General features: G+C 40.4%; 22 protein-coding genes. 9 read left to right on the top strand and 13 right to left on the bottom strand.

Going from position 1 to position 23,905, the window contains the following annotated elements; all coding sequences use genetic code 11:
- Positions 1 to 12: 12 nt before the first annotated feature.
- From hisD to AB1K91_RS06725, 3 genes are read right to left on the bottom strand one after another with little or no spacing between them, the layout of a single operon-like run.
- Entirely contained in the window at positions 13 to 1,287 is a 1,275-nt protein-coding gene (gene hisD, locus AB1K91_RS06715; protein ID WP_413089003.1) for a histidinol dehydrogenase, read from the bottom strand.
- On the bottom strand, positions 1,284 to 1,904 hold the full coding sequence (gene hisG / locus AB1K91_RS06720; protein WP_413089004.1) for an ATP phosphoribosyltransferase: 621 nt from the start codon (positions 1,902 to 1,904) through the stop codon (positions 1,284 to 1,286). Before hisG ends, hisD begins: the two co-directional genes overlap by 4 nt.
- On the bottom strand, positions 1,901 to 3,019 hold the full coding sequence (locus tag AB1K91_RS06725; RefSeq protein WP_413089005.1) for an ATP phosphoribosyltransferase regulatory subunit: 1,119 nt from the start codon (positions 3,017 to 3,019) through the stop codon (positions 1,901 to 1,903). Before AB1K91_RS06725 ends, hisG begins: the two co-directional genes overlap by 4 nt.
- A gap of 121 nt (positions 3,020 to 3,140) precedes the next feature.
- Between AB1K91_RS06725 and hisJ the strand changes: the two genes are divergently transcribed.
- Positions 3,141 to 3,968 (top strand): histidinol-phosphatase HisJ, encoded by an 828-nt coding sequence (hisJ, locus tag AB1K91_RS06730; RefSeq protein WP_413089006.1) that lies wholly within the window; start codon positions 3,141 to 3,143, stop codon positions 3,966 to 3,968.
- A gap of 410 nt (positions 3,969 to 4,378) precedes the next feature.
- Here the strand turns inward: hisJ and AB1K91_RS06735 are convergent, their stop codons facing one another.
- The 3 genes from AB1K91_RS06735 to AB1K91_RS06745 form a co-directional block, all read right to left on the bottom strand.
- Positions 4,379 to 6,541, bottom strand: a complete 2,163-nt coding sequence (locus tag AB1K91_RS06735; protein WP_413089007.1) for an MMPL family transporter — start codon at positions 6,539 to 6,541, stop codon at positions 4,379 to 4,381.
- A gap of 115 nt (positions 6,542 to 6,656) precedes the next feature.
- Positions 6,657 to 7,307 (bottom strand): response regulator transcription factor, encoded by a 651-nt coding sequence (locus AB1K91_RS06740; RefSeq protein WP_413089008.1) that lies wholly within the window; start codon positions 7,305 to 7,307, stop codon positions 6,657 to 6,659.
- Entirely contained in the window at positions 7,307 to 8,515 is a 1,209-nt protein-coding gene (locus tag AB1K91_RS06745; protein ID WP_413089009.1) for a sensor histidine kinase, read from the bottom strand. Before AB1K91_RS06745 ends, AB1K91_RS06740 begins: the two co-directional genes overlap by 1 nt.
- Positions 8,516 to 8,868: 353 nt before the next feature.
- Between AB1K91_RS06745 and AB1K91_RS06750 the strand changes: the two genes are divergently transcribed.
- Positions 8,869 to 10,257, top strand: coding sequence for an aminotransferase-like domain-containing protein (locus tag AB1K91_RS06750; RefSeq protein ID WP_413089010.1), 1,389 nt, complete (start codon positions 8,869 to 8,871; stop codon positions 10,255 to 10,257).
- A gap of 105 nt (positions 10,258 to 10,362) precedes the next feature.
- Complete coding sequence (locus AB1K91_RS06755) at positions 10,363 to 11,646, top strand: MFS transporter (RefSeq protein WP_413089011.1); 1,284 nt, start codon at positions 10,363 to 10,365, stop codon at positions 11,644 to 11,646.
- A 343-nt stretch (positions 11,647 to 11,989) separates the two neighbouring features.
- Here AB1K91_RS06755 and AB1K91_RS06760 read toward each other — a convergent pair whose 3' ends face one another.
- From AB1K91_RS06760 to AB1K91_RS06770, 3 genes are all read right to left on the bottom strand, one after another.
- Entirely contained in the window at positions 11,990 to 12,469 is a 480-nt protein-coding gene (locus AB1K91_RS06760) for a hypothetical protein (RefSeq protein ID WP_413089012.1), read from the bottom strand.
- 403 nt (positions 12,470 to 12,872) lie between these two features.
- The gene (locus tag AB1K91_RS06765) at positions 12,873 to 14,081 is read right to left on the bottom strand and encodes a multidrug effflux MFS transporter (protein ID WP_413089013.1); all 1,209 of its coding nucleotides are present in this window, start codon (positions 14,079 to 14,081) and stop codon (positions 12,873 to 12,875) included.
- Positions 14,082 to 14,129: 48 nt separating this feature from the next.
- Positions 14,130 to 14,384, bottom strand: a complete 255-nt coding sequence (locus tag AB1K91_RS06770) for an HPr family phosphocarrier protein (protein ID WP_413089014.1) — start codon at positions 14,382 to 14,384, stop codon at positions 14,130 to 14,132.
- 321 nt (positions 14,385 to 14,705) lie between these two features.
- Here AB1K91_RS06770 and AB1K91_RS06775 point away from each other — a divergent pair, with 321 nt between their 5' ends.
- A complete protein-coding gene (locus AB1K91_RS06775; RefSeq protein WP_413089015.1) occupies positions 14,706 to 15,602 on the top strand; it encodes a LysR family transcriptional regulator in 897 nt (298 codons plus the stop codon).
- A gap of 70 nt (positions 15,603 to 15,672) precedes the next feature.
- Here AB1K91_RS06775 and AB1K91_RS06780 read toward each other — a convergent pair whose 3' ends face one another.
- Positions 15,673 to 16,713, bottom strand: a complete 1,041-nt coding sequence (locus tag AB1K91_RS06780; RefSeq protein WP_413089016.1) for an NAD(P)-dependent alcohol dehydrogenase — start codon at positions 16,711 to 16,713, stop codon at positions 15,673 to 15,675.
- Positions 16,714 to 16,943: 230 nt separating this feature from the next.
- Here AB1K91_RS06780 and AB1K91_RS06785 point away from each other — a divergent pair, with 230 nt between their 5' ends.
- The 3 genes from AB1K91_RS06785 (at position 16,944) to AB1K91_RS06795 (ending at position 18,717) form a co-directional block, all read left to right on the top strand.
- Positions 16,944 to 17,363: a MerR family transcriptional regulator gene (locus AB1K91_RS06785; protein WP_413089017.1), complete on the top strand. Its 420-nt coding sequence runs from the start codon at positions 16,944 to 16,946 to the stop codon at positions 17,361 to 17,363.
- Between the two features lie 127 nt (positions 17,364 to 17,490).
- Positions 17,491 to 18,237, top strand: coding sequence for an SDR family oxidoreductase (locus tag AB1K91_RS06790; RefSeq protein ID WP_413089018.1), 747 nt, complete (start codon positions 17,491 to 17,493; stop codon positions 18,235 to 18,237).
- A gap of 99 nt (positions 18,238 to 18,336) precedes the next feature.
- Positions 18,337 to 18,717 carry a DUF2255 family protein gene (locus tag AB1K91_RS06795; RefSeq protein WP_413089019.1) on the top strand — a complete coding sequence of 127 codons (381 nt, stop codon included), beginning with the start codon at positions 18,337 to 18,339 and terminating at the stop codon, positions 18,715 to 18,717.
- A gap of 74 nt (positions 18,718 to 18,791) precedes the next feature.
- Here the strand turns inward: AB1K91_RS06795 and AB1K91_RS06800 are convergent, their stop codons facing one another.
- The 3 genes from AB1K91_RS06800 to AB1K91_RS06810 form a co-directional block, all read right to left on the bottom strand.
- On the bottom strand, positions 18,792 to 19,967 hold the full coding sequence (locus AB1K91_RS06800) for a NupC/NupG family nucleoside CNT transporter (RefSeq protein WP_413089020.1): 1,176 nt from the start codon (positions 19,965 to 19,967) through the stop codon (positions 18,792 to 18,794).
- Between the two features lie 818 nt (positions 19,968 to 20,785).
- Positions 20,786 to 21,739, bottom strand: coding sequence for an SDR family oxidoreductase (locus AB1K91_RS06805; RefSeq protein WP_413089021.1), 954 nt, complete (start codon positions 21,737 to 21,739; stop codon positions 20,786 to 20,788).
- A 315-nt stretch (positions 21,740 to 22,054) separates the two neighbouring features.
- Positions 22,055 to 22,573: a TetR/AcrR family transcriptional regulator gene (locus AB1K91_RS06810; RefSeq protein ID WP_413089022.1), complete on the bottom strand. Its 519-nt coding sequence runs from the start codon at positions 22,571 to 22,573 to the stop codon at positions 22,055 to 22,057.
- Between the two features lie 271 nt (positions 22,574 to 22,844).
- Between AB1K91_RS06810 and AB1K91_RS06815 the strand changes: the two genes are divergently transcribed.
- Entirely contained in the window at positions 22,845 to 23,294 is a 450-nt protein-coding gene (locus AB1K91_RS06815) for an AraC family transcriptional regulator (RefSeq protein WP_413089023.1), read from the top strand.
- A 74-nt stretch (positions 23,295 to 23,368) separates the two neighbouring features.
- Positions 23,369 to 23,875, top strand: coding sequence for a DUF6141 family protein (locus tag AB1K91_RS06820; protein ID WP_413089078.1), 507 nt, complete (start codon positions 23,369 to 23,371; stop codon positions 23,873 to 23,875).
- Positions 23,876 to 23,905: the final 30 nt, after the last annotated feature.

A 23,905-nucleotide genomic window follows, 5' to 3' on the forward strand; every position in this document is an offset into this window, starting at 1 on the left:
CTTCCCCCTGTCTCATTTGAACCGGATGTTGATCGATGCACCGTGTCCTGTCAGCTGTTCCTCTTCTGTCAGCTGTGTGATAGCCGTTCTGCTTTGCTGCAATGCTTGTTTCTCGTAATACGTGTATGTCGTTTTCTTGATGAAATCATCCACACTGAGTCCGGATGAGAACCTGGCTGTACCATTAGTTGGCAGTACGTGATTCGTTCCCCCGTAATAGTCACCGAGTGCTGTCGGGGCATAGGAACCGAGGAAAACAGAGCCAGCATGTTTTATCTTCCCTAAAGTTGATAGTGGATCAGCTGTCTGGATTTCCAAGTGTTCCGGAGCGAAAGCATTTGATAACTCGAAGCTTTGTTCTGCTGAATCTGTCAGGACGAGAGCACTGCCCCCATTTATCGCAGCGCTTGCTATTGCTTTACGAGGCAGTTTTTCCAGCTGGCTTTCCAGCTCCTTTTCCACTGATTGAATCAATGCCCCGCTATCTGTCAATAGGACCACTCTTGCATTTTCATCATGTTCTGCCTGTGCCAGTAAATCAGCTGCGATAAAGGCAGGATCTGCTGTTTCGTCGGCGATGATTGCCACTTCCGATGGTCCGGCAATCATATCGATTCCTACCTGTCCGAAGACGAGCATTTTTGCTGCCGCAACATACGCATTACCAGGACCGACAATTTTATCGACTGAAGTGATTGTTTCCGTTCCGTAAGCCAAAGCCCCGATTGCCTGAGCACCGCCGATTTTGTAAATCTTATCTACACCTGCTATCTCAGCTGCTGCCACTAAAACCGGAGCAATGTTCCCGTTGTCCTTCACCGGTGTGACCATGATGATTTCCTTCACCCCGGCCAGGCGTGCCGGTATGCTATTCATCAAGATCGTCGATGGATATACCGCTTTTCCTCCAGGTACATAAATGCCGATCCGTTCCATCGGCAAGACCAGCTGACCAAGCTGTTTACCGTCTTCTGCCACCATGACGCGGGAGGGAGTGATCTGCTTCTCGTGGAAAGCGCGGATATTTGCAGCTGCTTCCTGTAAAGCAGTCAGTATCTCAGGTGCCACCTTGGCTTTGGCTTCTTGTATCTCAGCTTCGGAAACCAATAACTGTTCTGCTGTCGTACCATCGAATTGTTCGGTGTACTTCCGGACGGCTTGATCACCTTCCACCCGAACGTGCTGTAAAATGGCTGATACTGACTGAAGCACATCCGGATCAAAGCCGCTGTCTGCTTTCCGGGTGCAAAACTGCTCCAGGAATTGCGTGCGAGTCAATTTTTTCATCGTTGACTCACCTCTTCTTGCAAAACAGAAAGATAAGGTTGGAGAATATTGCGCTTCATTTTAAGTGATGACCGATTGGCAATGACTCTGGCAGTGAAGTATTGGATATCTTCAAGTACTTCCAAGCCATTTTCCTTCAATGTCGTCCCCGTTTCGACGATATCGACAATTGCATCTGCCAGCCCAAGCAGCGGAGCCAATTCCACGGAACCTTCCAGCTTGATGATATCGACTGACTCCCCTTTTTCTAAGTAATATTGCTTTGTGATATTGGTGTATTTGCTGGCGATTCGTTTCTTTCGATCCGGCCAAACTTTCCCTTTTTCAGCAGCAACCGCCATCTTGCATGCTCCAAATGGCAACGGAAAGAGATTGAATACATCCGGCTGGAATTCCGCGATGATGTCTTCCCCTACGATACCAAGATCAGCAATACCGTGCTCTACATAAGTTGTCACATCGGCGCCTTTTGCAAAGAAATAAACAGCTTCATCCGTTTCGACGCTCAATTTGCGTCCTTTCTCTGACAATGGTGTACTGTCGATGCCTCGTTCCTCCAGATAAGAAAGGAATTGTTTCTCGACACGACCTTTTGTTAATGCGATGACTGGTTTCATTCTTCGATCACCTCGTATCCTTCTCCGCTTTTAACCACTTGGTAAACTCGATCATATGCCTCTGCCGTTGCTTCCGTCCTGACGTCTACGACAGCATCCGGGTATTTATAACGCAGCGCTTCGGCTGCGATCAGTCCTGGTTCATCCGTTAGCAGGCAAATGCGTTCTTGCTTTTGTGGTGCAGGCAGTGCAGCTGCAAGTACATCCATATCAAATGCCAAGCCGACCGCGCTCATCTTGCCGCCAAACTGTTCATACAATTCGTCATATCTACCGCCGGAGAAGCATTCAGCTCCACTTTCTGCGAGGAATCCCCTGAACATCGCGCCATTGTAATAAGGAAGCTGCTTGACACGGCCCAGGTCGACGATGACATCCTGCCCCAACTCTTCAAGAGAAGCGGCAAGCTTCTGCAGCTCTTGAATGACAGGTAGTAATTTCGGTTTATTTCCCCATGTTTGTGCGAATTTATCTAAAATGGCTGTTCCGCCGAATGCATCTGTCAATTCAGACACAGCTTCAGCCGATTCTTCATTCCCTGCTTCTTTGACGAGGCGGTACACTTCATCCTTCCGCTTATCATGCATCGCCTGTCTAATCTGGGAAGCTGTCGATTCGTCAAGTTTCAAAGAAGAAATGAAGGTTTCAAAGATTTCAGTATGCCCAAGCTCAATGCTGTACCGCTGCACGCCAAGCTCGCTGAGGAAGCGGACAGCCGTGAACAGACTTTCGAATTCTCCATACAATCCAGGTGTCCGGATGATTTCGATTCCAGCTTGATGGCTTTCAACACCAGCATGATCTTTTTTGAATACAGATCCGGCATAAGCCCATTTCTGCTGATTCGACTGCTGATTCGCAAGGGCACGGGCAACAGCAATTGTCCAATCCGGCCGCAATACTTCGATTTCCCCCTCTTCATCGAACCATTTGAGCATCTTTTTAAGCGTCATACCGGCATATGAATTGGTAAAAGTTGTGCTATACTCAATGACAGGCGTTTCAATCGATTGATAATTCCGTAAATTCACGACAGACTGGAACTTTTCATATATGGCAACACGATTGACAAGCTGTCGACCTGTCAAATCACGACTTCCTGCTGGTAAGAACATCTATAAGCCTCCGATTCTTTCTTTATCATTCTACCGATTTACTAAGATAAAGGATTTCTGTTGATTTGAATGTAACATAATGAGATACTAACGTCAACACATAAAGAAAGGAGCAGGTAAAATGCTCGGAGATTTCCACGTACATACCCAGTATTGCCAACACGGTACAGACGACAAAATGGAAGCATACGTTCTGCAGGCAATCGAGAAAGGACTCACCCATTTATCGTTCACAGAGCACGCTCCTCTCCCGGAAAGTTTTACAGATCCTGCCCCCAATCGAGACAGCGCAATGGATCGAAATAAAGTGGAAGCCTATGTATTGGAAGGAAAAGCGCTCCAAAAACAATATAAAAATGATTTGCAAATCAATATTGGCTTTGAAGTAGATTATATCAAAGGTTACGAACAAGAAACGCAAACTTTCCTTGATACGTACGGCCCGGAAATGGATGACGGCATCCTTTCCGTTCACATGCTGCAAGCGCCGGATAAGTCCTTTTTCTGCATTGACTTCAGCGAGGAGGAATTTGGTCGTGCTGCCGATAGATTTGGCGGACTGACACCTTTGTATAAAGCTTATTATGATAATCTGCAAGCATCAGTCGAAACTGATCTTGGCCATTTTAAGCCAAGAAGGATTGGTCACATTACGCTGATTCAAAAATTTCATCTTGCTTATCCTAAGCCAGCTGCTTTTTTAGAAGAACAGCAACACATTCTCGAGCTAATAAAGAGAAAAGGATATGAACTCGACATAAATACTGCCGGTCTTTTCAAGCCTTTATGTAAAGAAATCTATCCGCCAGCTGAGCTTATAGAACATGCTGCACAGTTGGGAATTCCGCTTATTCCCGGTTCTGATAGTCATGCGGCAGTGGGAATTGGTAAAGGTTTTGAAGAACTAGCTAATTATTCTCTCCAGCTTCCTCAAAGAATAAATGCATAAGTGTGATAGAACAGCTGCGTGGAAGCTTTTGCACTCAGCTGTATACACAGTTGCAAAGAGTGGCGCTCATTTTCTATCCTAATGTGCTTGGAACAGTGTGGGAAAATTTTCAATAACTCAAATAAGAACTAAGTACACCATGTAGTCATTGAGCATTTGCATTTGGTGTACTTAAAGCACGAACTTTACAGATATTAAATCACCTTTAGTTTACTTATGTGTATTAGGTGAGTTAATTTATATTTATTAATGGTCCATCTCCTGTATTAGTTAAAAACTACAGTGATTACAAAAGGATTGTCTTTTTGAAATTAAAAATAAGCGATAGAAATACTCGAACTAATAATGAGATATTTCAAAAGACTGTACACCAAATTGATGTACAGTCTTATATTTAATGTGCTCCTATTTTATTTTCCGTAACTGCGCTGCGTGCTTTGTTGCTCGTTAGCAATTTCTTCAGAAAGCTGATGTCCTTCGATATCCACATTCGGGATAAGCTTATCCAGCCACTTCGGCAGGTACCACGCTGCATCCCCCATTAGTTTCATCACACTTGGCATAATGATCATTCTAACAAGGAAAGCATCGAATAATACGCCGAATGCTTGAGCAATACCCATTGCTTTAATGGTGGAATCCGGTGCAAATATCATTCCGGCAAATACTGAAATCATGATTAAAGCCGCAGCTGTCACCACTGGACCACTATACTTCATTCCGGCATGAATAGCGTGTAAAGGATCTTTTGTCTTCACATACTCTTCTCGCATTCTGCTCACCAGGAATACTTGGTAATCCATTGCAAGTCCAAATAGGATGCCGATAACCAGTACAGGCAAGAATGCTAGAATTGGTCCTTCTTCTGGTATGTTAAGCAAATTGATAAGATTTCCATCTTGCAGGATAAACACACATAGACCAAGCGTTGCAGTGAGTGTAAGCAAGAAACCTAGTACTGCCACTACTGGAATAAGGAGTGAGCGGAATACGATTAACAGTAATACGAAGGCAAAAGCGACAATGATGATTGCAAACTCAGGAATAGCATCATTCAAGCGATCTGAGATGTCGATATTAACCGCTGTAGACCCTGTAACCAGCATTTCCATACTTTCATCCGACAAGTTACGTACGTCTTTTACTAACTCTTTTGTTGTGATATCATTCGGACCTTTTTCAGGTGTAACTGTAATAATGGCAAAGTTACCATTTTCATTTGGCATTGCTGGTGTTACATTTGCCACATGATCTAATTTCTTCAGCTCTTCTACACTGTTAGAGAAGGCTTCGTTTTTATCACCCTCTACATTGGATGCATCTGCGACAATTGTTAGCTGACCATTGAATCCTTCCCCGAAACCTTCCGCCAACAAATCATAGGCTTGCCTTTCAGGTGATTCTTTGTCTTTCATCCCATTGTCCGGCAGCCCAAGCTCTAGGTGCATGACCGGCATACTGATGATTATCAAGATTAGAACGCTCAAAACAGTCAATTTAAGTGGATGCTTTGTGACTAAGCGTCCCATAAAGTTTGTATCTTTCTCTTGTTTTGCTTTCGTTTTCTTTCGTTTAGGAGACATGCGTTTGCCCGCTATTGATAGAACTGCAGGTACCAGAGTTAAAGAAACCAATACCGCAAACAATATGCTGATGGCAGCTGTGACACCCATTACGGATAAGAACGGGATACCGACAACGGTAAGTCCGCAAAGTGCTATGATAACGGTGAGTCCTGCAAATACTACCGCGCTTCCCGCAGTCCCATTCGCTCTTCCAATTGACTCGAACTTGTCATAACCCTGTCCAAGAAATTGACGATGTTTCATAAAGATGAACAGCGCATAATCGATCCCAACTGCTAAACCGATCATTCCAGATAGGGAAAGACTTACAGAGGTTATATCAAAGAATTGGGTTCCAATCATTGTTATCAATATACTTGTACCCAGTCCAATAACTGCAGTCAGGATTGGCAACCCTGCTATTATCAGTGATCCGAATGTCACTGCCAATATAACAAACGCAAGTATTACACCTACGATTTCCGTAACGCCACCAATTTCCAATTCAGAAAGCGTAATATCTCCACTTAGCTCTGTTTGCAAGCCTTGGTCATTCGCAATCTTCAAGCTATTTTCTAAATGGTCGATAGATGAATCAGGAAGATCTTCTTTCGCTTCTTTATACCTAATGTCAGCGTAAGCTACTGTTTCTTTTTCAGAGATAGTTCCTGAATCAAATGGACTTACAACACTTTCTACATTTTTATCTTCTTTGATCTTGTTTAACGTATCAGTCATTACTGCTTTTCCATCTTCAGACGTCAGTTTGTCTTCATCACCGAATATCACCCGAATGGTCGCTGTAGCAGGACCACTTGGAAACTCTTCATTAATAACATCCAATGCCTTTTCCGACGGGGTATTCGGGATTGACATATTCTCACTAAAACTTGGTTTAGCTAGAAAGGTTAAAACGGCACATGCAAGTATTAGCAATATCCATAAACTAATTACCGTCCCCTTATGCCTTGCAGACCACTTCCCAACTTTATATAAAAACCTTGACATAAATCTTGTTCCCTCCAATATCCTTTTTCTTTTATTATCTTAAAGGATTATAAATAGAAAAAAACGTACATATGGACATGTACGTTTGGGCAATTTCTAAATAATATATTATACATTAATCATGTAAGGAGATAATTCCAGATCGTATAGCCAGAGCTGCAGCTTCGGCTCGAGAACTGACTCCTAATTTGTTGTAGATGTCAGTAAGCCTCGCTTTTACAGTTCTTTCAGAGATATTAAGGTCAATCGCGATTTCTTTGCTCTTTGCACCTCTTGCCACTGCTTCTAATACCTCAATTTCTTTGCCGGATAAGTAGATCTTAGGGTTGATTCTTTGCTTTTCTTCCACTTTTTTATAGGCTTGGATTCTGGCCATCATATCAGAATTGATAAGCGTATCCCCTCTAATTGCAGCATCCAATGTCCGAAATAAGTTTTCTGGGCTTGTATCTTTTAACAAATAACCTTTAGCACCGTACTCCATTCCTTCTGCCATCAGTTTATCTTCATTATAAGTTGTCAATATAATGACCGGAATAGCAGGATACTTTAATTTGATTTCTTTAATTGCCTCTAAGCCAGTCATTTCAGGCATATATAAGTCCATCAAGATGATATCAGGGGTCAGCTCTCCCGCTAATTTGACTGCTTCTTTTCCATTTTCAGCTTCTCCTATGGTTTCAAAATCATCATTCAAATCCACAAGGAGTTTCAAACCTTCTCTGACTACTAAGTGATCATCAACAATCAGTATTTTATGTGACATTACAGTTCTCCTTCTAACGGTACAGTGACGATTATTTCGGTTCCCGTTCCTTCTTTGCTTATAATACGGATGTCTCCGTTCAAACTCCTCACTCTTTCCTGTATACCAAGCAAGCCATAATGGCCTTTCCTCCCTAACTTGTTCATTGCCTGAAACCCTATACCATCATCTTTAACCTTCATTTCCATAGCATTTTTTTCTTTATGGATATACACCTGTACAGTATCAGCATGAGCATGCTTTGCTGTATTGGTGAGACATTCAGATAAAATTCTCTGACTTTGTTCAGCTACTAGAGATGAGATTTCTTCATCAAAGTTGTAGTCTAAGACACATTGGATGCCAGTTGTCATCGTAAAGTTATTTATTCGCTCTTCCACTTGCTGCGAGAAACTAATATTGGTATGTGACCTCATATCATCAATGACATGACGAGCTTCTGCTAAAGATTCGCTTACTCTTGAAATGGCTGTATTTACTAGTTCTCCTGCTTTGTCTTTATCATCGAGGCTCAAATAAGTCTTTGTAGCCTCGAGCTGCATTTTTAAACCTACTAAACCTTGTGCTAAAGTATCGTGTAAATCACGTGCCATTCGCTGCCGCTCATTGTGTAGTGTAAGCCTTTCAACTTCTTTATAAGCTACTTCTAATTCTCGCAATAATCTTTCCGAACGTATTTTAGCATTGACTTGATTAAAAAAGATACGAGCGTATGCAATCAATACAACCATATTAGGTATTGCAATTAAGGTGTAAGCAACAATTTTCCCCATATCCACCAATACTAATGAACTGCTGCAGAACATGAACAAAATAAAAGCTATATAATAACGTTTCTTTCTCCCAATTACCCCCATAGTCTGGCTAAGCAGCAAAGGATACAACGTCATTATTGGGACAGGATATACTTCATTGAAAACTGCACATATGTACACAATAACCCCTTGTATAATAAAGTATAACCACGCCTTTTCCAGCAATAATTCATTGGAATACCAATAAACCGCTGCAAATAAACAGTGAAGTATTGAAAATACTACTATTCCTGTATAAGAAGAATGTTCGTGTATTTCTATGCCACATGTTACGGCCAAAGAAATCAAAATGAAAATCAGCCCTGGTATCCGAGCAGCCAGCATATTATTTTTTTCAATGCTATGTTTATGATTAGACTCTAATTCCGTCATTAAATTATTTTCATTTGGCATCGATCCAACCGCCTCTCTTAACCATTATTATATAATAGTTACATTTATTTTAATTGCACGTTAGTACTGCCCTTTTGGGCATGTTCATTTTCAAAGCAGCAGAAACAGGAGCTGTACACTTTGTACACTCCTTATTTTGCCCTTTGATTATTTAAGCAAAGTAATAATTGTTCGGATTCCTATATTTGCCCTTTCTTCTGCAGTATATATATTGCAAAGCATCTTATGCTTCAAAAGAGAATCATGATCAAGACAGTAGTTCCTCAGTATATATTGAACTTGAACAAATATAAAAGCTATAATTGGTTAACAAACTTTATTTTTATATAATTGCGTGAAAAAGGATGCAAATCATGCCCATTAATTCTTTTGACAACTATCCGATGAACTGGAAGCCAATAATCGATAAAACGAAAAAGCCTATTTATAAAGCCATCGCAGAGCAATTGGAGCAAGATATAATAAATGGTAACTTATTACCCGGGACAAAACTTCCCCCACAGAGAGAACTGGCTGATTATTTGGATTTGAACTTAAGCACCATTTCAAAGGCTTTTAAAGTCTGCGAGTTAAAAGGATTGCTGAGCGCCGCTGTTGGAAGTGGTACATTTGTTTCATATGATGCTTTATCAAATGCATATTTACTCGAGGATACGAAACCGAAGCATCTAATAGAAATGGGTGCGACCCTGCCGGATGATGCTTCATACGAACCTCTCCTGCTTCAACTGAAAAGCATGCTGCAAGAGTCGGATTATGAAAAATGGTTCAGTTATGGTCGGCCAGGTGAAAGTAATTGGCAAAAAGATGCAGCGGTAAAGCTAATTCGAAGAGGCGGATTTGAGACATCTATTGAGCAAATCTTGTTTGCAAATGGCGCTCAGAATGCGATTGCCGCTGCATTGGCAAGTCTGTGTAAGCCTGGAGATCGCATAGGTGTTGACCTTCATACATACCCCGGTTTAAAAACGGTTGCTTCTATGCTCAGTGTGCAAATTGTTCCGATAAAATCAGAGAACTATGAAATGAGCCCGGAATCACTTGAATATGCATCTAAGAATGAAAACATTAAGGGTGTATATTTGATCCCGGACTATCACAATCCTACTGCTTCCTTTCTGTCTATTGGGAAACGACAAAGGATTGCAGAAATTGCAAAGAAGTATAACTTGTTTGTAATAGAAGATGCATCGTACCACTTACTTAACAAAGATCCGTTGCCCGCACTTGCATCATTTGCCCCCGATCAGGTCATTCATATTGCGAGCTTATCAAAATCATTGGCTCCAGGGCTGCGACTGGCATATGTAGCTGTGCCAAATCAATTTAAGGAGTCGATCTCAAAGGCGCTATACAATTTAAACATAACCGTTTCCCCGCTGCTAGCAGAACTAACAGCACGCACGATCGTGTCCAATCAATTCGAAGTCTTAATTAAAGGCCACCGCGAACAGACGATTCAAAGAAATCAGATCGTAAATAAGTATTTTGAGGACTACACATGCTTAGGTGTTGAAACAGGCATCTTTCGTTGGTTGTTATTACCCGGTAAGATTACCGGTGCTGCGTTCGAAACATTAGCGGCACAACAAGGTGTGCAAGTGTACGCGGCAGAACGTTTTGTCGTCGGCAATAGCTCTCCAGAAAGAGCTGTAAGGATTTCCGTATGTGCACCCAAAACCATCGAGGAGCTAGAGCAAGGATTATCTATCCTTAAACAGCTGCTAGACACAATAAAGTAATATTGTTCGCCATACAATTATCGTATTGTATGGTTTTTTTGTCCATGCTATGATAATGCAAACCTAGGTTGGAGTATAAATTGTTATAAAGAGGTGATTTCAATATTGGATAGTAAAACGGATGTAAGAGAGCAATCAGCTTTGGTACAAAGCTATGTTCGTTCTTCGGAAAAACAAATAGCATTATACAAGCGTACATTATTCGTTGTTAGTATCTCACAGATTTTCGGAGGTGCAGGATTAGCAGCTGGGGTTACCGTCGGTGCACTTATTGCCCAGCAAATGCTTGGAACTGACGCGTATGCCGGCCTGCCTACAGCTTTATTCACTTTAGGATCAGCAGGAGCCGCATTTTCTGTTGGAAGGCTTTCACAACGTTACGGGCGCCGGGCAGGTCTTTCGGCTGGATTTATCGTTGGCGGACTTGGAGCTATAGGAGTCATCTTTGCAGCAGTTATGAATAGTATTCTGCTATTATTTGCTTCCTTATTTATTTATGGAGCGGGAACAGCTACCAATCTGCAAGCTCGTTATGCAGGCACTGATTTAGCAAACAGCAAACAACGAGCGACTGCTGTTAGTATGACGATGGTTTTCACGACATTCGGTGCAGTAGCAGGACCGAACTTAGTGAATGTAATGGGAAGTTTTGCTGAGTCTATCGGTGTTCCATCAATTGCAGGTCCGTTTATATTAGCAGCGGCAGCTTACATTTTAGCAGGTCTTGTTCTATTCATTTTACTTCGTCCGGAACCATTGGTTATTGCCAAAGCGATTGAAGCTGCGAAACAAGACCATCGTACGAGTGAAGATACCAATACATCTCGACACACAAACAACCGAGGCATTATAGTTGGTGCAACCATTATGATTCTTACACAAATTGTCATGGTAGCGATCATGACAATGACACCGGTGCACATGAACCATCATGGACATGGATTAGGCACAGTAGGCCTTGTAATTGGTTTTCATATAGGTGCCATGTATCTCCCCTCTTTATTCACAGGCTTTCTTGTTGATAAATTTGGGCGTATAACCATGGCAATTGCTTCTGGTGTGACATTGCTTCTAGCAGGCTTAATTGCAGCATTAGCACCTGGAGATTCAATGGTTCTTCTTGTCATTGCCCTATCTTTACTTGGATTAGGATGGAATTTTGGTCTGATAAGCGGTACTGCACTCATTGTTGATTCAACTGAAACAACCACACGCGCAAAAACCCAAGGTACAGTGGATGTTTTGATTGCATTCTCTGGTGCTGCCGGCGGCGCTTTATCCGGAATGATTGTAGCAGTTTCCAGTTTTCCAACATTATCAGTTATTGGAGGGATTCTTTCCATTTTATTGATTCCAGTTATGATTTGGTATCGTCGAAGTAGAATTTAAGACGTGTATCTCATAATCGAAAGCATTGCAGTGTCTTGAAAAACAGGCTGTACCCAGTATTGTGTACAGCCTTCTTGAATAACATTTGCTGCCAATGGACGTATAACACTTTACTTGATATGCAATGAACCTGAAAATGACTTCAGATTCTGTTGAAAACTATATCCAGAAAGTACAGAAAGACAGTCCATTCCTCAGTCCAAATGATAATGTGACATATTAATCAATGATAATTAGACAACCTATAATACATCTTATGCAAACCGATATATTATCAAAGTTAACAATCAATGATGTTAACCTATCCTGTTTTAAGTTAATCCATTCTGAAAACGTTATCTGCTTAAAGAGTAATTTCAATAATATCCGTTGTTTCGTTTGGTACGATGACTACTGTTTTTATCAAGGAAGAAGTCTTTACGTTTTTCTTGTCTAAAATCCACTCCTTTGTACTTTTAGCTGTAGTTTCGTTGATACCGATCTCATAATTGTCCCCAATGATGGTTTTAAGTTTTATGTTTTGATCTCCTTTTACTACCCTTAATTCGGCTTCTGGGTAGCTTGCTACATCACCAGATGTTATTCCTTTATTCGATATTGATAAGAGATAATGTTGTTCAGGATCTGCGTTCGTAAATTTGATCTCTACTGTCCTGGATTTCAAAGCACCATTTGTCTCGCTGGCATCATTATCGTTTGATGAGGAACAGCCAATCAGCAGCAACGTGACGAGCAGTAAATAAATCAATCTTCTGATAATAAGCACCTCGATTTCCTGAAAAACAATTATCCCCTTCCATTTTACAATATTCAGTGGTTTCATTAGCTGGATTTGTAAAAATTACATATAAAGGCTGTGATATGAAGTGGGCTTATAAGTAGTTTCTGCTTCATACTAGTAAATTTACATCTATGTATCCCTCCCCACTTTCGTATAAGTTTTTCTTCCAACAAGCTTAAACTACCTTCGGCTATTTTTGTATAGGTACACATTTCTAGTGGAGAATTATAATCTAGAAAGGAATAATAGCTTGTAAAAGCCCGTTTTTGATTGTATTCATCTTTCCTATAGTCATTATCTTCTGCTAATCTACCCAAAATAGATGAAAAAACTGGCGAGTTATACGATTCGTATAATATTCCGAGGTAGTTCCAAAATACTCAGTAAATGCCTGCTCTCTAAGCAGACTTTTCAGCGTGTAAAGCAGAAAAAGAGTACTTAAAAGTTACGTTTTCTGTGAAGCTGTTGATGACCTTCTCACCAAGATGACGTAGGAAATAACAGCAAGTATACTCGTCATAAAAATCGTTATTCCGAATGGAACAGCAGACCCTTCTCCGGCAATACCTACTAAAGGAGAAGTGATAGCCCCTAATGCAAATTGAAGACTGCCTAATACGGCGGCAGCACTACCGGCAATGTGTCCTTGTGACTCCATGGCCAATGTAAAAGAAATCGGTGCAATTATGCCAATGGCTACCGCGAACAAGAAGATTGCAAGGAACAAAGCTATGAAAGGCCCGTGAATTAGCACGATTATCAATATGACAACCGTAGTGATGACAGCTAACAACAGCCCACTTTGGAAAATACGGTGTTCGTTTAACTTCCCGGAAAGTCGTTTGACAAGCTGTGATCCTAGAATAATACCAAGCCCGTTCAAAGCGAAAAGGACCGAAAACAGCTGAGGTGATATACCATACATATTTTGATAAATAAATGGTGTCCCGGAAACATAGGCAAACACACCAGAGAACAATATACCATTGACTAGGGCATACCCCATAAAGCTTTGGTCACGAACAAGCGAACCGTAATTTTTTAATACTTCTCTGAAATTTCCTGCTACACGTTGCTCAGCAGGCAAGCTTTCTTTTATTCCCCATGTGGTAAGGGCTGTTAAGATAAGTCCTAAAATACCTAGAAAAAGAAACACGCCAATCCATGAAGTAAACGAAGTTATAGCACTCCCGGCAGTAGGCGATACTAATGGAGCAACATTGCTGATCATCGTCAGTAATGCTATGAACTTCACCATTTCCACTCCACTGTAGCGATCGCGAACAATCGCACGAGAAATGACAAGCCCAGCAGAAGCGACGAATCCTTGCATGAAGCGCAAAACTATGAACATACCGATGTTTGGTGAAAAAGCACATGCTATCGAAACTATAAAATATAGCAGCATCGAGATGAATAAAGGCTTCCTTCTCCCATGCACATCGCTTAAAGGTCCTGCCACGAGCTGCCCCAAACCTAACCCTAATAAACCGGCAGTCAGGCTCGCTTGAATCAAAGATGCCGTTGTATTGAAGTCATGCATCATTTTTGGCAGCGATGAAAGATACATATCAACGGTAAAAGGCCCTAGCGCTGAAAATGCTGCTAACAATAGGGCCATTCTAATAGATTTATCTTTGGTCTTATTATTCATTTAGTCACTACTCCTTGGTCACACCAATTTACTTATTTCATTATTTTTTCATTCATCTAAAAGGAACTCTCTTAATTTATCTACGGCAATCTGTTCGTCAACTCCACTAACAACCAAGGTGATCTCATCCCCGCCCTCTACATGTAAATCCATCACTTTCATTATTTTTTTCCCATCGGCGGATACACCGTTTTTAGTGAGTATGACATCACTATTAAACGCACAGGCTCTTGACACGAAAATGGCAGTATTTCTTGCCTGCAGCCCACGAGGGATTCTCACTGACAATTTTGTCATCAGCATATTTTCCACCCACCTCCTTTCCTTTAAAAACTAAGAATTGTTCCTCTTTGTATCCCAGTTAAGATTCATTGCAAAATCTTATTTAACCTTTCTCCCGCAGCTAGTCAACTTGCTTTGTCGGGCGAATGTTTATCTCACTTACCACGGCGGCCATGATTACGACAACTTTATTCCATGTTAGTCAATGCATTCTGGTTATCAAGCGCTTGGTTTTATTTTAGGTGCGAGTTACTCATATAACAAATACTTATATCTTATATCTTGATATGCTTGAAAAGCATTTCTGATCGTATATACTAAACAGTAGAAGGAGGATGGAAGGTGGAATTACGAGTTCTTCGTTACTTTCTTACTGTCGCCAGAGAAGGCAGCATCACAAAGGCAGCCAATTTCCTGCATGTTACACAGCCAACTCTGTCAAGACAATTAAGAGATCTTGAACAAATCCTAGGAAAAAAACTCTTCATCAGAAGCAGCCACAGTATCTCCCTCACAGAAGAGGGGATTCTTTTAAAAAAGAGGGCCGAAGAAATTGTCTATATGGTCGATAAATTAGAGACTGAATTCAGCTCCATGAAAGAAATGGTAAGTGGTGATGTTTATATAGGCGGCGGGGAAACCGACGCCATAAGGCATATTGCCCAGATAATCAAAGAATTGCAGAAGAAATACCCGAATATACGGTATCATCTGTATAGCGGCAATGAAGAAGATGTAACGGATCGGCTTGACAGAGGCATACTTGATTTTGGTATTTTGATCGAACCCGCTGACTTATCGAAATACAATCACCTGAATATTCCAGCCAAAGATCTATGGGGTGTTGTCATGAAAAAAGACAGCCCTCTTGCAGCCAAAGATACTATTACCGCAACTGATTTGTTACATCTCCCTCTAATCTGTTCCAGGCAGGCCATGAACCGGAGCTATTCAAAAAATGAAATTGCTGATTGGTTTGGTGAGAACCTGGATAAGCTGAATGTCGTGACGACTTATAATCTGGCCTATAATGCTGCCATTATGGTGGAAGAAGGTATTGGTTACGCCATTACCCTTGATAAAATAGCGAATACGTCAGAAGAAAGCGCGCTTTGTTTCAAGCCGTTAGAGCCGAAAATCGAATCTGGTTTAAGCCTTGTGTGGAGGAAACATCAGGTTTTTTCTGCAGCTGCGGATATATTCCTCAAAGCTGTTCAAGCAGAATTTATAAGACGATAATTGACTCTTCCGACTGTAAAGGAAAGGATGTCCTTCAATCTCAGGACATCCTTTTTACTTCATCACACAATTACAATGTACTTGTATCGATTACGAAGCGATAACGTACATCGGAAGCTAACACTCGTTTATATGCTTCATCAATTTGATCAGCTGAGATGATTTCGATTTCAGGAACAATTTCATGTTTCGCACAGAAGTCCAACATCTCTTGTGTTTCACGGATTCCGCCGATCATGGATCCTGCGAATGTACGACGCTGACTGAGGAGATTAAACACATTCAGTTCTAACGGTTCTGCAGGTGCGCCGACATTAACGAGGGCACCATCCAGTTTTAAAAGGGAAAGATACGCATCCATATCGATTTTTGCGCTCACTGTATTAAGAATCAGATCAAATGAGCCGGCCAATTTTTTAAATGTGTCCGGATCACTGGTGGCATAGTAATTTTCTGCCCCGAACTGAAGACCGTCTTCTTTTTTCTTCAGGGATTGAGAAAGTACCGTAACCTCAGCACCCATGGCATTGGCAATCTTAACAGCTAAATGTCCAAGACCGCCCAGCCCCACTACTGCCACTTGCTTACCTGGACTGGCATTCCAATGATTAAGAGGTGAGTACGTAGTGATACCTGCACACAATAAAGGTGCAGCGGCATCGAGTTCGATACCGTCCGGAATGCTAAGGACAAAATCTTCCGTTACGACAATATGACTGGAATAGCCGCCTTGCGTAGGCTGTCCATATTTATCGACTCCAGCGTAAGTTGGAACATTTCCTTCATGACAGTACTGTTCCTCCCCTTTGTGGCAGTTATCGCATTTGCCACAGGAATCGACCATGCAACCGACCCCTACTCGGTCTCCGACTTTATACTTTGTAACATCAGATCCTACATCTGTTACGATTCCGGCAATTTCGTGACCCGGAACGAGTGGATAATCCACCGGTCCCCATTCACCGTGGGCAGTATGTATATCTGAATGACAGATACCGGCGAATTTAATCTCGATGAGGACATCATGTGCATCAAGATCACGTCGTTCAATTTCAGCAGGACGGAAATGTTTGTCCGGACCATCAACGGCTCTTGCTTTAGCGATTACCATAACATCAACCTCCAAAGTAATTAGTTTGATCGCAAGAGTATCAGCTTGGAAATGTTTAAATTACAGCTTCCATCTCTTGGCTAAAATAATCCTAAGCTATAGAGTGGACTCTAAGTCAAGGGAAAACAAAATCTTATGCGACATGAAATAAAAAAATATTGCCGTCCAGCAAAGAGATTGTTAAAATGACTTCACATTCACGACTATTAAACCAGTTTAGGAGCGATATCATGAAAACCTATACGATCAGTGAAGTCGCAAAAGTATTAAACGTAACAGCGTACACCTTGCGATACTATGATAAAGAAGGGCTCTTGCCCTTTGTCGAACGCACAAGCAAGGGTCAAAGATTGTTTAAGGAATCCGATATTGCCGCTTTAAAAGTGATCGAATGTCTTAAAGCTACCGGGTTGCCAATAAAGGGAATCAAGAGTTTCATTGATTGGTGTTCGGATGGAGATGCCACTTTACAGCAGCGTTTTGACATGTTTGTGGAACGAAAAGCCGCTGTGGAAAGACAAATAAGGGAACTTCAGGATACATTGGGACTCATCGATCATAAATGCTTATATTATAAGGAGGCATTGGAAGCCGGAACCGAAGCAATTCATAAACAGGATAAAATAGAAATACCAGTAACAACGAATTAACAAAGAAGGCATCCTTTGATATAGATGCCTTCTTTTTATCTTACGAAAAGATATTAAAAGTTTTCTCTTGCCATAGAGTCAGCTCTAAGGTGTAGGCTTAATTTATCGCAATAAAGGAGGGCTTAAAATGACAATTGAAAACAAAGTAGTAGTAATCACCGGTGCTTCTTCAGGAATTGGGGAAGCAACTGCAAAGTTATTAGCCGAAAAAGGAGCAAAAGTTGTCCTTGGTGCTCGCCGTGAAGATAAATTAAAAGCATTGGCTGATGACATTCAAAACGCTGGCGGACAAGCTGCTTATCACGTCACAGATGTTGTGAACCCAGATGACAGCAAGGAGCTTATTCAACTAGCGAAAGATTCATTTGGCGGTGTCGATGTCATCTTCTTGAACGCCGGTCTCATGCCTAATGCACCTCTGTCTGCACTAAAAACAGATGAATGGAACAGTATGATCGACGTGAATATCAAAGGTGTCTTGAACGGCATCGCGGCTGTATTGCCTACCTTCACATCACAAAAATCCGGTCACATCATCACTACTTCCTCCGTGGCCGGGCTTAAAGCTTACCCAGGCGGCGCTGTGTATGGCGCAACCAAGTGGGCTGTTCGTGATCTGATGGAAGTTTTGCGCATGGAATCTGCCCAAGAAGGAACCAATATCCGCACAGCTACAATTTATCCTGCTGCAATCAATACGGAATTGTTAGAGACAATCACGGATAAAAACACTGCTGAAGGCATGACTGCCATGTACGAACAGTATGGCATCACTCCTGATCGAGTTGCCAATGTTGTAGCGTTCGCAATCGATCAGCCAGAAGATACAAATGTTAACGAATTTACAATTGGACCTACAAATCAACCTTGGTGATATGATACACAATTTGGCTGTCGAGATTTTCTCGTCAGCCCTCTTTTACTTTTTAACATTAAAATTCAAGGAAGCATTGATTGAGGAGGAATGTAAATAATGACCAATACATGGCCGAAGGAAGAATTAACTAAAATAAAAGAAGCAGATGATCTACACATCTCTCCGTTTCGCGAAGACGGGATCACTTATGGAACTCCGACTTGGATTTGGTCGGTGGTGGTCGGAGAAAATCTTTATGTGCGGGCTTACAGTGGACAGAATTCACGTTGGTATAATGCTGCATTACAACAGAAAGCTGGGCGAATCACTGTCGATGGTATGACGAAAGAAGTGATTTTGGAGACTGTCGAAGTTTCTATCAACGACAAAATCGACGAAGCATATAAGGCAAAGTACAACAGCAGTCCCTATCTTGGGCCGATGATTGCCACAAAAACGCGTGCTGCGACAATCAAGATTCTGCCGCGCGAGAATTAATGTACTGCAAAAGTGCAGTTCAGTCTAAAAAAAGACTGTACACAACTTTCGTGTACAGTCTTTTTTGCGCTTGCTTATAGGAACAAACCTACAATCGTACCAGTCAATATGGATCCCATTGTAGCAACCAACAGAACCTTCAAACCAACTTTAGCAAGCAGGCTAGCCTGCTTTTGGTCGATAGCTTGTACCGTTCCCAAGATCATACCGATAGAAGAAAAGTTAGCAAATGAAATCAAGTAAGCTGAAACGATACCTACTGTTTTTGTAGACATATCCGGGATCAGATTAACAAAATCCATGATTGCTACAAATTCATTGGCAGCTACTTTGGTTCCCATAACAGAACCTGCATTCAGAATTTCGGAGCCAGGTATCCCCATGATAAATGCGACAGGCGCAAAAACATACCCGATAAGTTCCTGGAAGGTCATCCCTACTATGCCATCCAGGATAAAGTTGATCATAGCCAGCAACGCCATATAGGTGATTAACATTGCGCCTACGATTAGTGCCGTTTTACCACCTAATAACGTACCGTTACCGATAGCTTCAAAGAATGACTTATCCGTATTCATTTCTTTTATATCGATGTCATAGTCTTCTTCGCTTCTGACAGGAGCAACAATGGATGATAAAATCAGACCTGAAAATACGTTTATCGGGAGTGCCACCAGCACATACTCAGCCGGAATGAGCTGTAAATAAGCTCCGAGAGTGGAACAAGATACCGCTACAAGAGAAGAAGTAGCCACGATGAACAGACGGTTTGGACTAAGCTTGTGAATTTGCGATTTGACAGATATGATTGCAGTTGTATCTCCGAATATCATGGAATTAACAGCGACAAATGATTCAACTTTAGGAAGTCCAGTTATTTTGGAAACCAAACCACCTACATACTTGATTGCCAATGGAAGTATTCTCGTATAAGTCAAAATTGAAAGCAATGCCGATACAAAAATAATCATCATAAGAACATCGAGGAAAAAATAACCTTTCGTTGACAAGTCACCAAATACAAATGAAATACCTTCATGTCCGAAGGAAAGTACTTTAGAAAATACATCTACTATTTTCTTTATGATCGTTCTGCCGATTGAAGTATTCAGCAAAAACCAAGCCAATACAAGCTGAACAGCCAGCATGATACCGGTTGCCCGATAATTGATATTCTTTTTGTCATTTGACATCGCCCATGCAATAGCGACTAAAACAAGTATTCCTAAAACTCCAATAACAATAGACACTCCATTTACCTCCCACCCTGCAGAACCAAAGATAGTCAACAGTGCAATCCTTATTTACTTAGCTTTGGAAAATTTCAATATGTGAAACGGTTTTGTTAGGAAAGAAGCTGACTTACCTACAGTAATTACGTCTCTATTAAAATTTTTCGTTCCAACTACATGATCAACTTTAAACCCATTTTTATAAGTAAGCCTAATCACTGTCAAATGTACCCCAAAACTATTGTCATCTATTATGACATATTTGACATTCCATGATAACACTTTTAGAATTAGTTATATTATTTACATTTTTCCTAAAATACTCTTAAATAAGCCAATGAATTTCTCCAATTGAAATTACCAAACCAATAACTTCATTATGCCTTAACGGCTCAACAAAAATTCCACACAGCAGAAAGGTTCATCAAGAAATTGTATAAATAACCGTACCGATAACATCTGAATGTGTGCAGCTATATAAATAGATTTCAATAATGTTAAAGTCTATATTTGTATTGATTGGTTAAATGATTCTTCTTTAAAAGGATCATTGTGTTATCAAACGATGATATACGTTATACTAATTTATTTATGCCTGATGATGATCGAACATCATTGGTTCTCAAAAATGGATATCTCTCTCCTTCCAGAGTAGGCCCACATACATTTCTGGTTAATCTAAACCTACCATATTAAATAAACTGTACGAGTAAGAATCGGAGGCATTCTTACTCGTACAGTCAATAGAACACTGCATCTACAAAATTAAACTCTTTGTCAGCAACTGCAACAGTTTCTGTAAAACGTTAGGATGCTACTTAGGCTATCTCCTAACATTAACTCTTATTACTCATCATAAGCCTTAACGTTTCTTCAAGACCCTCCCTGAAAGAAGTTGAGGGAATGGAACCGATTCGTTTTTCGTACTTTTCCCCATTCAACACAAAACCTTCTTTCGTAAGATACATGATCTCCACAATTTCTCTCATAAACGAATCAAACATTCCAATGAAACGAATCGCATTTTTAGTTAAAGGGATAACTACCTTTCGATTTCCAGTTATTCGGCGAGCAATCTTGATGATTTCTTTACCTGAAATCAATCCCGTTCCGGGGATGTTCCAGTTTTCCCCATAGGAATCGTCTTTTTCTGCTATATTTACAATCATTTTGGCAGCATCCGGCAAATATACGTATTCACGAGGCGTTTTCAAATTCCCAATAAAAATAGAGGTTTTATTTGCCGCCATCCCTTCCAGAGTGGGCTGCAAATAAGAATTTTGTGAAGTAGAACCGTAATAATCCGGCAACCTAACAATTAACGGTTTTGCCTTTTTCCATTTGTTACTGAATATCAATTGCTCGAATTCCATTCTTATTTTACCTTTTTTTGTGTGTGGATGTCGCGGGTGATTCTCATCCCCTTTCGCCGTCTGATGTCCATATACGTAAATGCCATCCACAATGACTATTCTTTTCTCCAGCTTTTCTGCTGCTTTCATTACACTTTCGCCGAGCAAATGAAGTTTTTCTTCCATCTCTTGATATTTAACATTTGCGCATTGAAATATAACCTCTGCCTCTCCCACTGCCTCGACAATAGATTGGTAATCGAATATATCTCCCAGTTTGTATGTTAATTTTGGATTGCAGTGGTGCTTTTCCATCAATTTATTTAATTTACTTTGGGAGCGTCCAAAGGCAATAACTTTTATTCCTCTGTCCAGTAATTCAGAAACAATAACTTGCCCTGTTCCACCAGTTGCTCCTAATACAATCGCAGTTTTCATATCTTAGAACCACCTTTTATTTAGTGATTAATCAATAAATAAACATCAAAACTAATGTGCGTAAGTTAGTCTCATAACGTGAACAAAACAACTACTATAGCTGTAATTCCTAGTCCAATGGACAAAGTGGAAAAAGAAGATTCTTTTTTATTTTCATTCATTGGTATCACCTCCTCTACCTCTTTAAGATTAATTCACAATATATCTTTGACCCAACCAACTAATGATACAAACGAGAGTAATTATGGAAAAAGTACATTATTAGTTATTAATTGATCAATAACTAGACATTAAATAAATAACCAACTTGATTATTTATTTTCTATTTTCATCAATAAGCACAGGGAAATCTAAGAAATAAGAAATATTACATAACATGCCTCGAGCTAGAAAAGTAGTTACTTCTCTTTCGGCATTCTCTATCCCAGCTGATTTAAACCGTTCTAAAGTGTAGCTTCTGATAAGGGCCAAGCCTTTCTTTGTAGCTTCCCGTATTGCTTCTTCTGTTACTGAAATTCCTATTACCTGCAAAGCGATCTCATTGGGATGTAATACAGACAGTTCTTCATAAGCTTCAATCATTTTGATAACAAGTTTTTCTGAGCTCGACTCAACATCTTTAAAAGTTTGAATAATTCTATCAAACGCACGATCTAAGGCTGCGATAAATAACTCTTCTTTTGTTTTAAAGAATTTAAATACATAGGGCTGTGATATACCCGCTTTTTCTGCAATATGCGCAGTAGTTGTATTATAGTAACCTTTTTTCGCAAATACTTCTAATCCCGCTTCAAGAATATCTTCCTTACGATTTCCCTTTTTTGGTCTTACCATATTAAGCACCCATTCTTTTTATTTATTGATTAATCAATTACAAATTATAATAATACATTTTTGCACTTGCCGCAAGTACAATGACAATTTTTTGAGGAGTTCAACATACAATGAATCGCTTATTTTGCTGTTCAATCTTACTAATATTTAGTCCCTTGTACTTTTTCATACAACTTCTTGGCAAATACAGACGCACTACCGCAAGAAATTTTAAAAACTATCTTGAAAAACATTTTATATCACATTACCTTCTAAGAAAGGAGGAAAAAATGTGAAAACAAAAATTGAAGAATTACCTGAATCAAGGATCGCTTACTTCCGAAATGTTGGAGAATATGGTGAGAAGCAAAATAAACAACTAATGGAGTCGTTTAAAAAGTGGTTGCATTCGAACGGTGAATTTGATCATTCACCAATTTTAGGTATACCACGGGATAACCCTGCAGTTACTCCTAAAGAGGAATGTCGTTATGACGTTTGCGTTATGATTGATGCAAATTCTGCAGTATCAGAACCTGCTCAAATTGGTTATCTTTCTGGTGGGAAATACGCTGTCTTCTTGCTAGATCATACCAAAGAGGCAGTCAGCGGATTTTGGGAAAATGTTTTTTCAGCGATCGAAAAGAATCATCTCTCAGTCAGAGAACAGCCAATCATAGAAAGATACACGCAGCAAATGGTAGATAATCATCTGTGTGAAATTTTGGTGCCAATTCAGTAACAGGTGGGACTTCTCCCACCTTTCTTTTTCGTATATCGCTAAAATCCAATGGATTGTCAAAAGGAGTGAACGATATAAAATCAACCAATGCAATCTACAAAGAAGTCCAAAAGCCGCGGCAGACTTTACTTTTGCTGATTGTCTTTTCCATTGCTGCAATAATGTGGACCGGTTTTGTCCGGCAAGTTGTCTTAGGAATTCCCATAGGTGATAAACCTGCTCCAGATGGTGTACTGATTGCCTGTTGGATTGTTTTTGGCATGGCTCTCCCTGTTATCTCACTTACATCGATAAAACTGATCATTGAAGTCCACGAGGATGGCCTTTATATTCGCTACACTCCTTTTCATCTTCACTATAAAAAATTCTTATTCAAGGACATAAAACAATATAAGCCGCTATCCTACAGACCATTGGAACGTTTTGGCGGCTGGGGATTCAGAGTGAATTTCAAAGGAGAAACAGGTTATATCTTAAGTGGGAAAGAAGGGATAGAACTGACTCTAAAATATGAAACCGTTGTAATCAGCACTGATAAACCAGAAGAGTTAATAGAGGCAATGCATGTTTTCAATGCATAGTCTTTTTTACAGATCACTATCCTTTCATCA

Origin of the sequence: Terribacillus jepli, from assembly GCF_047228925.1 — a bacterium.
Classification (GTDB): Bacteria; Bacillota; Bacilli; order Bacillales; family Amphibacillaceae; genus Terribacillus.

Excerpts from the sequence above, each read along its gene's own strand:
- AB1K91_RS06745 (WP_413089009.1), bottom strand. The coding sequence starts at position 8,515 with ATGCCAAATGAAAATAATTTAATGACGGAATTAGAGTCTAATCATAAA.
- AB1K91_RS06750 (WP_413089010.1), top strand. The coding sequence starts at position 8,869 with ATGCCCATTAATTCTTTTGACAACTATCCGATGAACTGGAAGCCAATA.
- AB1K91_RS06760 (WP_413089012.1), bottom strand. The coding sequence starts at position 12,469 with ATGAAACCACTGAATATTGTAAAATGGAAGGGGATAATTGTTTTTCAG.
- hisG (WP_413089004.1), bottom strand. The coding sequence starts at position 1,904 with ATGAAACCAGTCATCGCATTAACAAAAGGTCGTGTCGAGAAACAATTC.
- AB1K91_RS06740 (WP_413089008.1), bottom strand. The coding sequence starts at position 7,307 with ATGTCACATAAAATACTGATTGTTGATGATCACTTAGTAGTCAGAGAA.
- AB1K91_RS06785 (WP_413089017.1), top strand. The coding sequence starts at position 16,944 with ATGAAAACCTATACGATCAGTGAAGTCGCAAAAGTATTAAACGTAACA.
- AB1K91_RS06780 (WP_413089016.1), bottom strand. The coding sequence starts at position 16,713 with ATGGTAATCGCTAAAGCAAGAGCCGTTGATGGTCCGGACAAACATTTC.
- AB1K91_RS06735 (WP_413089007.1), bottom strand. The coding sequence starts at position 6,541 with ATGTCAAGGTTTTTATATAAAGTTGGGAAGTGGTCTGCAAGGCATAAG.
- AB1K91_RS06725 (WP_413089005.1), bottom strand. The coding sequence starts at position 3,019 with ATGTTCTTACCAGCAGGAAGTCGTGATTTGACAGGTCGACAGCTTGTC.
- AB1K91_RS06770 (WP_413089014.1), bottom strand. The coding sequence starts at position 14,384 with ATGCTGATGACAAAATTGTCAGTGAGAATCCCTCGTGGGCTGCAGGCA.
- AB1K91_RS06805 (WP_413089021.1), bottom strand. The coding sequence starts at position 21,739 with ATGAAAACTGCGATTGTATTAGGAGCAACTGGTGGAACAGGGCAAGTT.
- AB1K91_RS06765 (WP_413089013.1), bottom strand. The coding sequence starts at position 14,081 with ATGAATAATAAGACCAAAGATAAATCTATTAGAATGGCCCTATTGTTA.
- hisJ (WP_413089006.1), top strand. The coding sequence starts at position 3,141 with ATGCTCGGAGATTTCCACGTACATACCCAGTATTGCCAACACGGTACA.
- AB1K91_RS06790 (WP_413089018.1), top strand. The coding sequence starts at position 17,491 with ATGACAATTGAAAACAAAGTAGTAGTAATCACCGGTGCTTCTTCAGGA.
- hisD (WP_413089003.1), bottom strand. The coding sequence starts at position 1,287 with ATGAAAAAATTGACTCGCACGCAATTCCTGGAGCAGTTTTGCACCCGG.
- AB1K91_RS06795 (WP_413089019.1), top strand. The coding sequence starts at position 18,337 with ATGACCAATACATGGCCGAAGGAAGAATTAACTAAAATAAAAGAAGCA.
- AB1K91_RS06810 (WP_413089022.1), bottom strand. The coding sequence starts at position 22,573 with ATGGTAAGACCAAAAAAGGGAAATCGTAAGGAAGATATTCTTGAAGCG.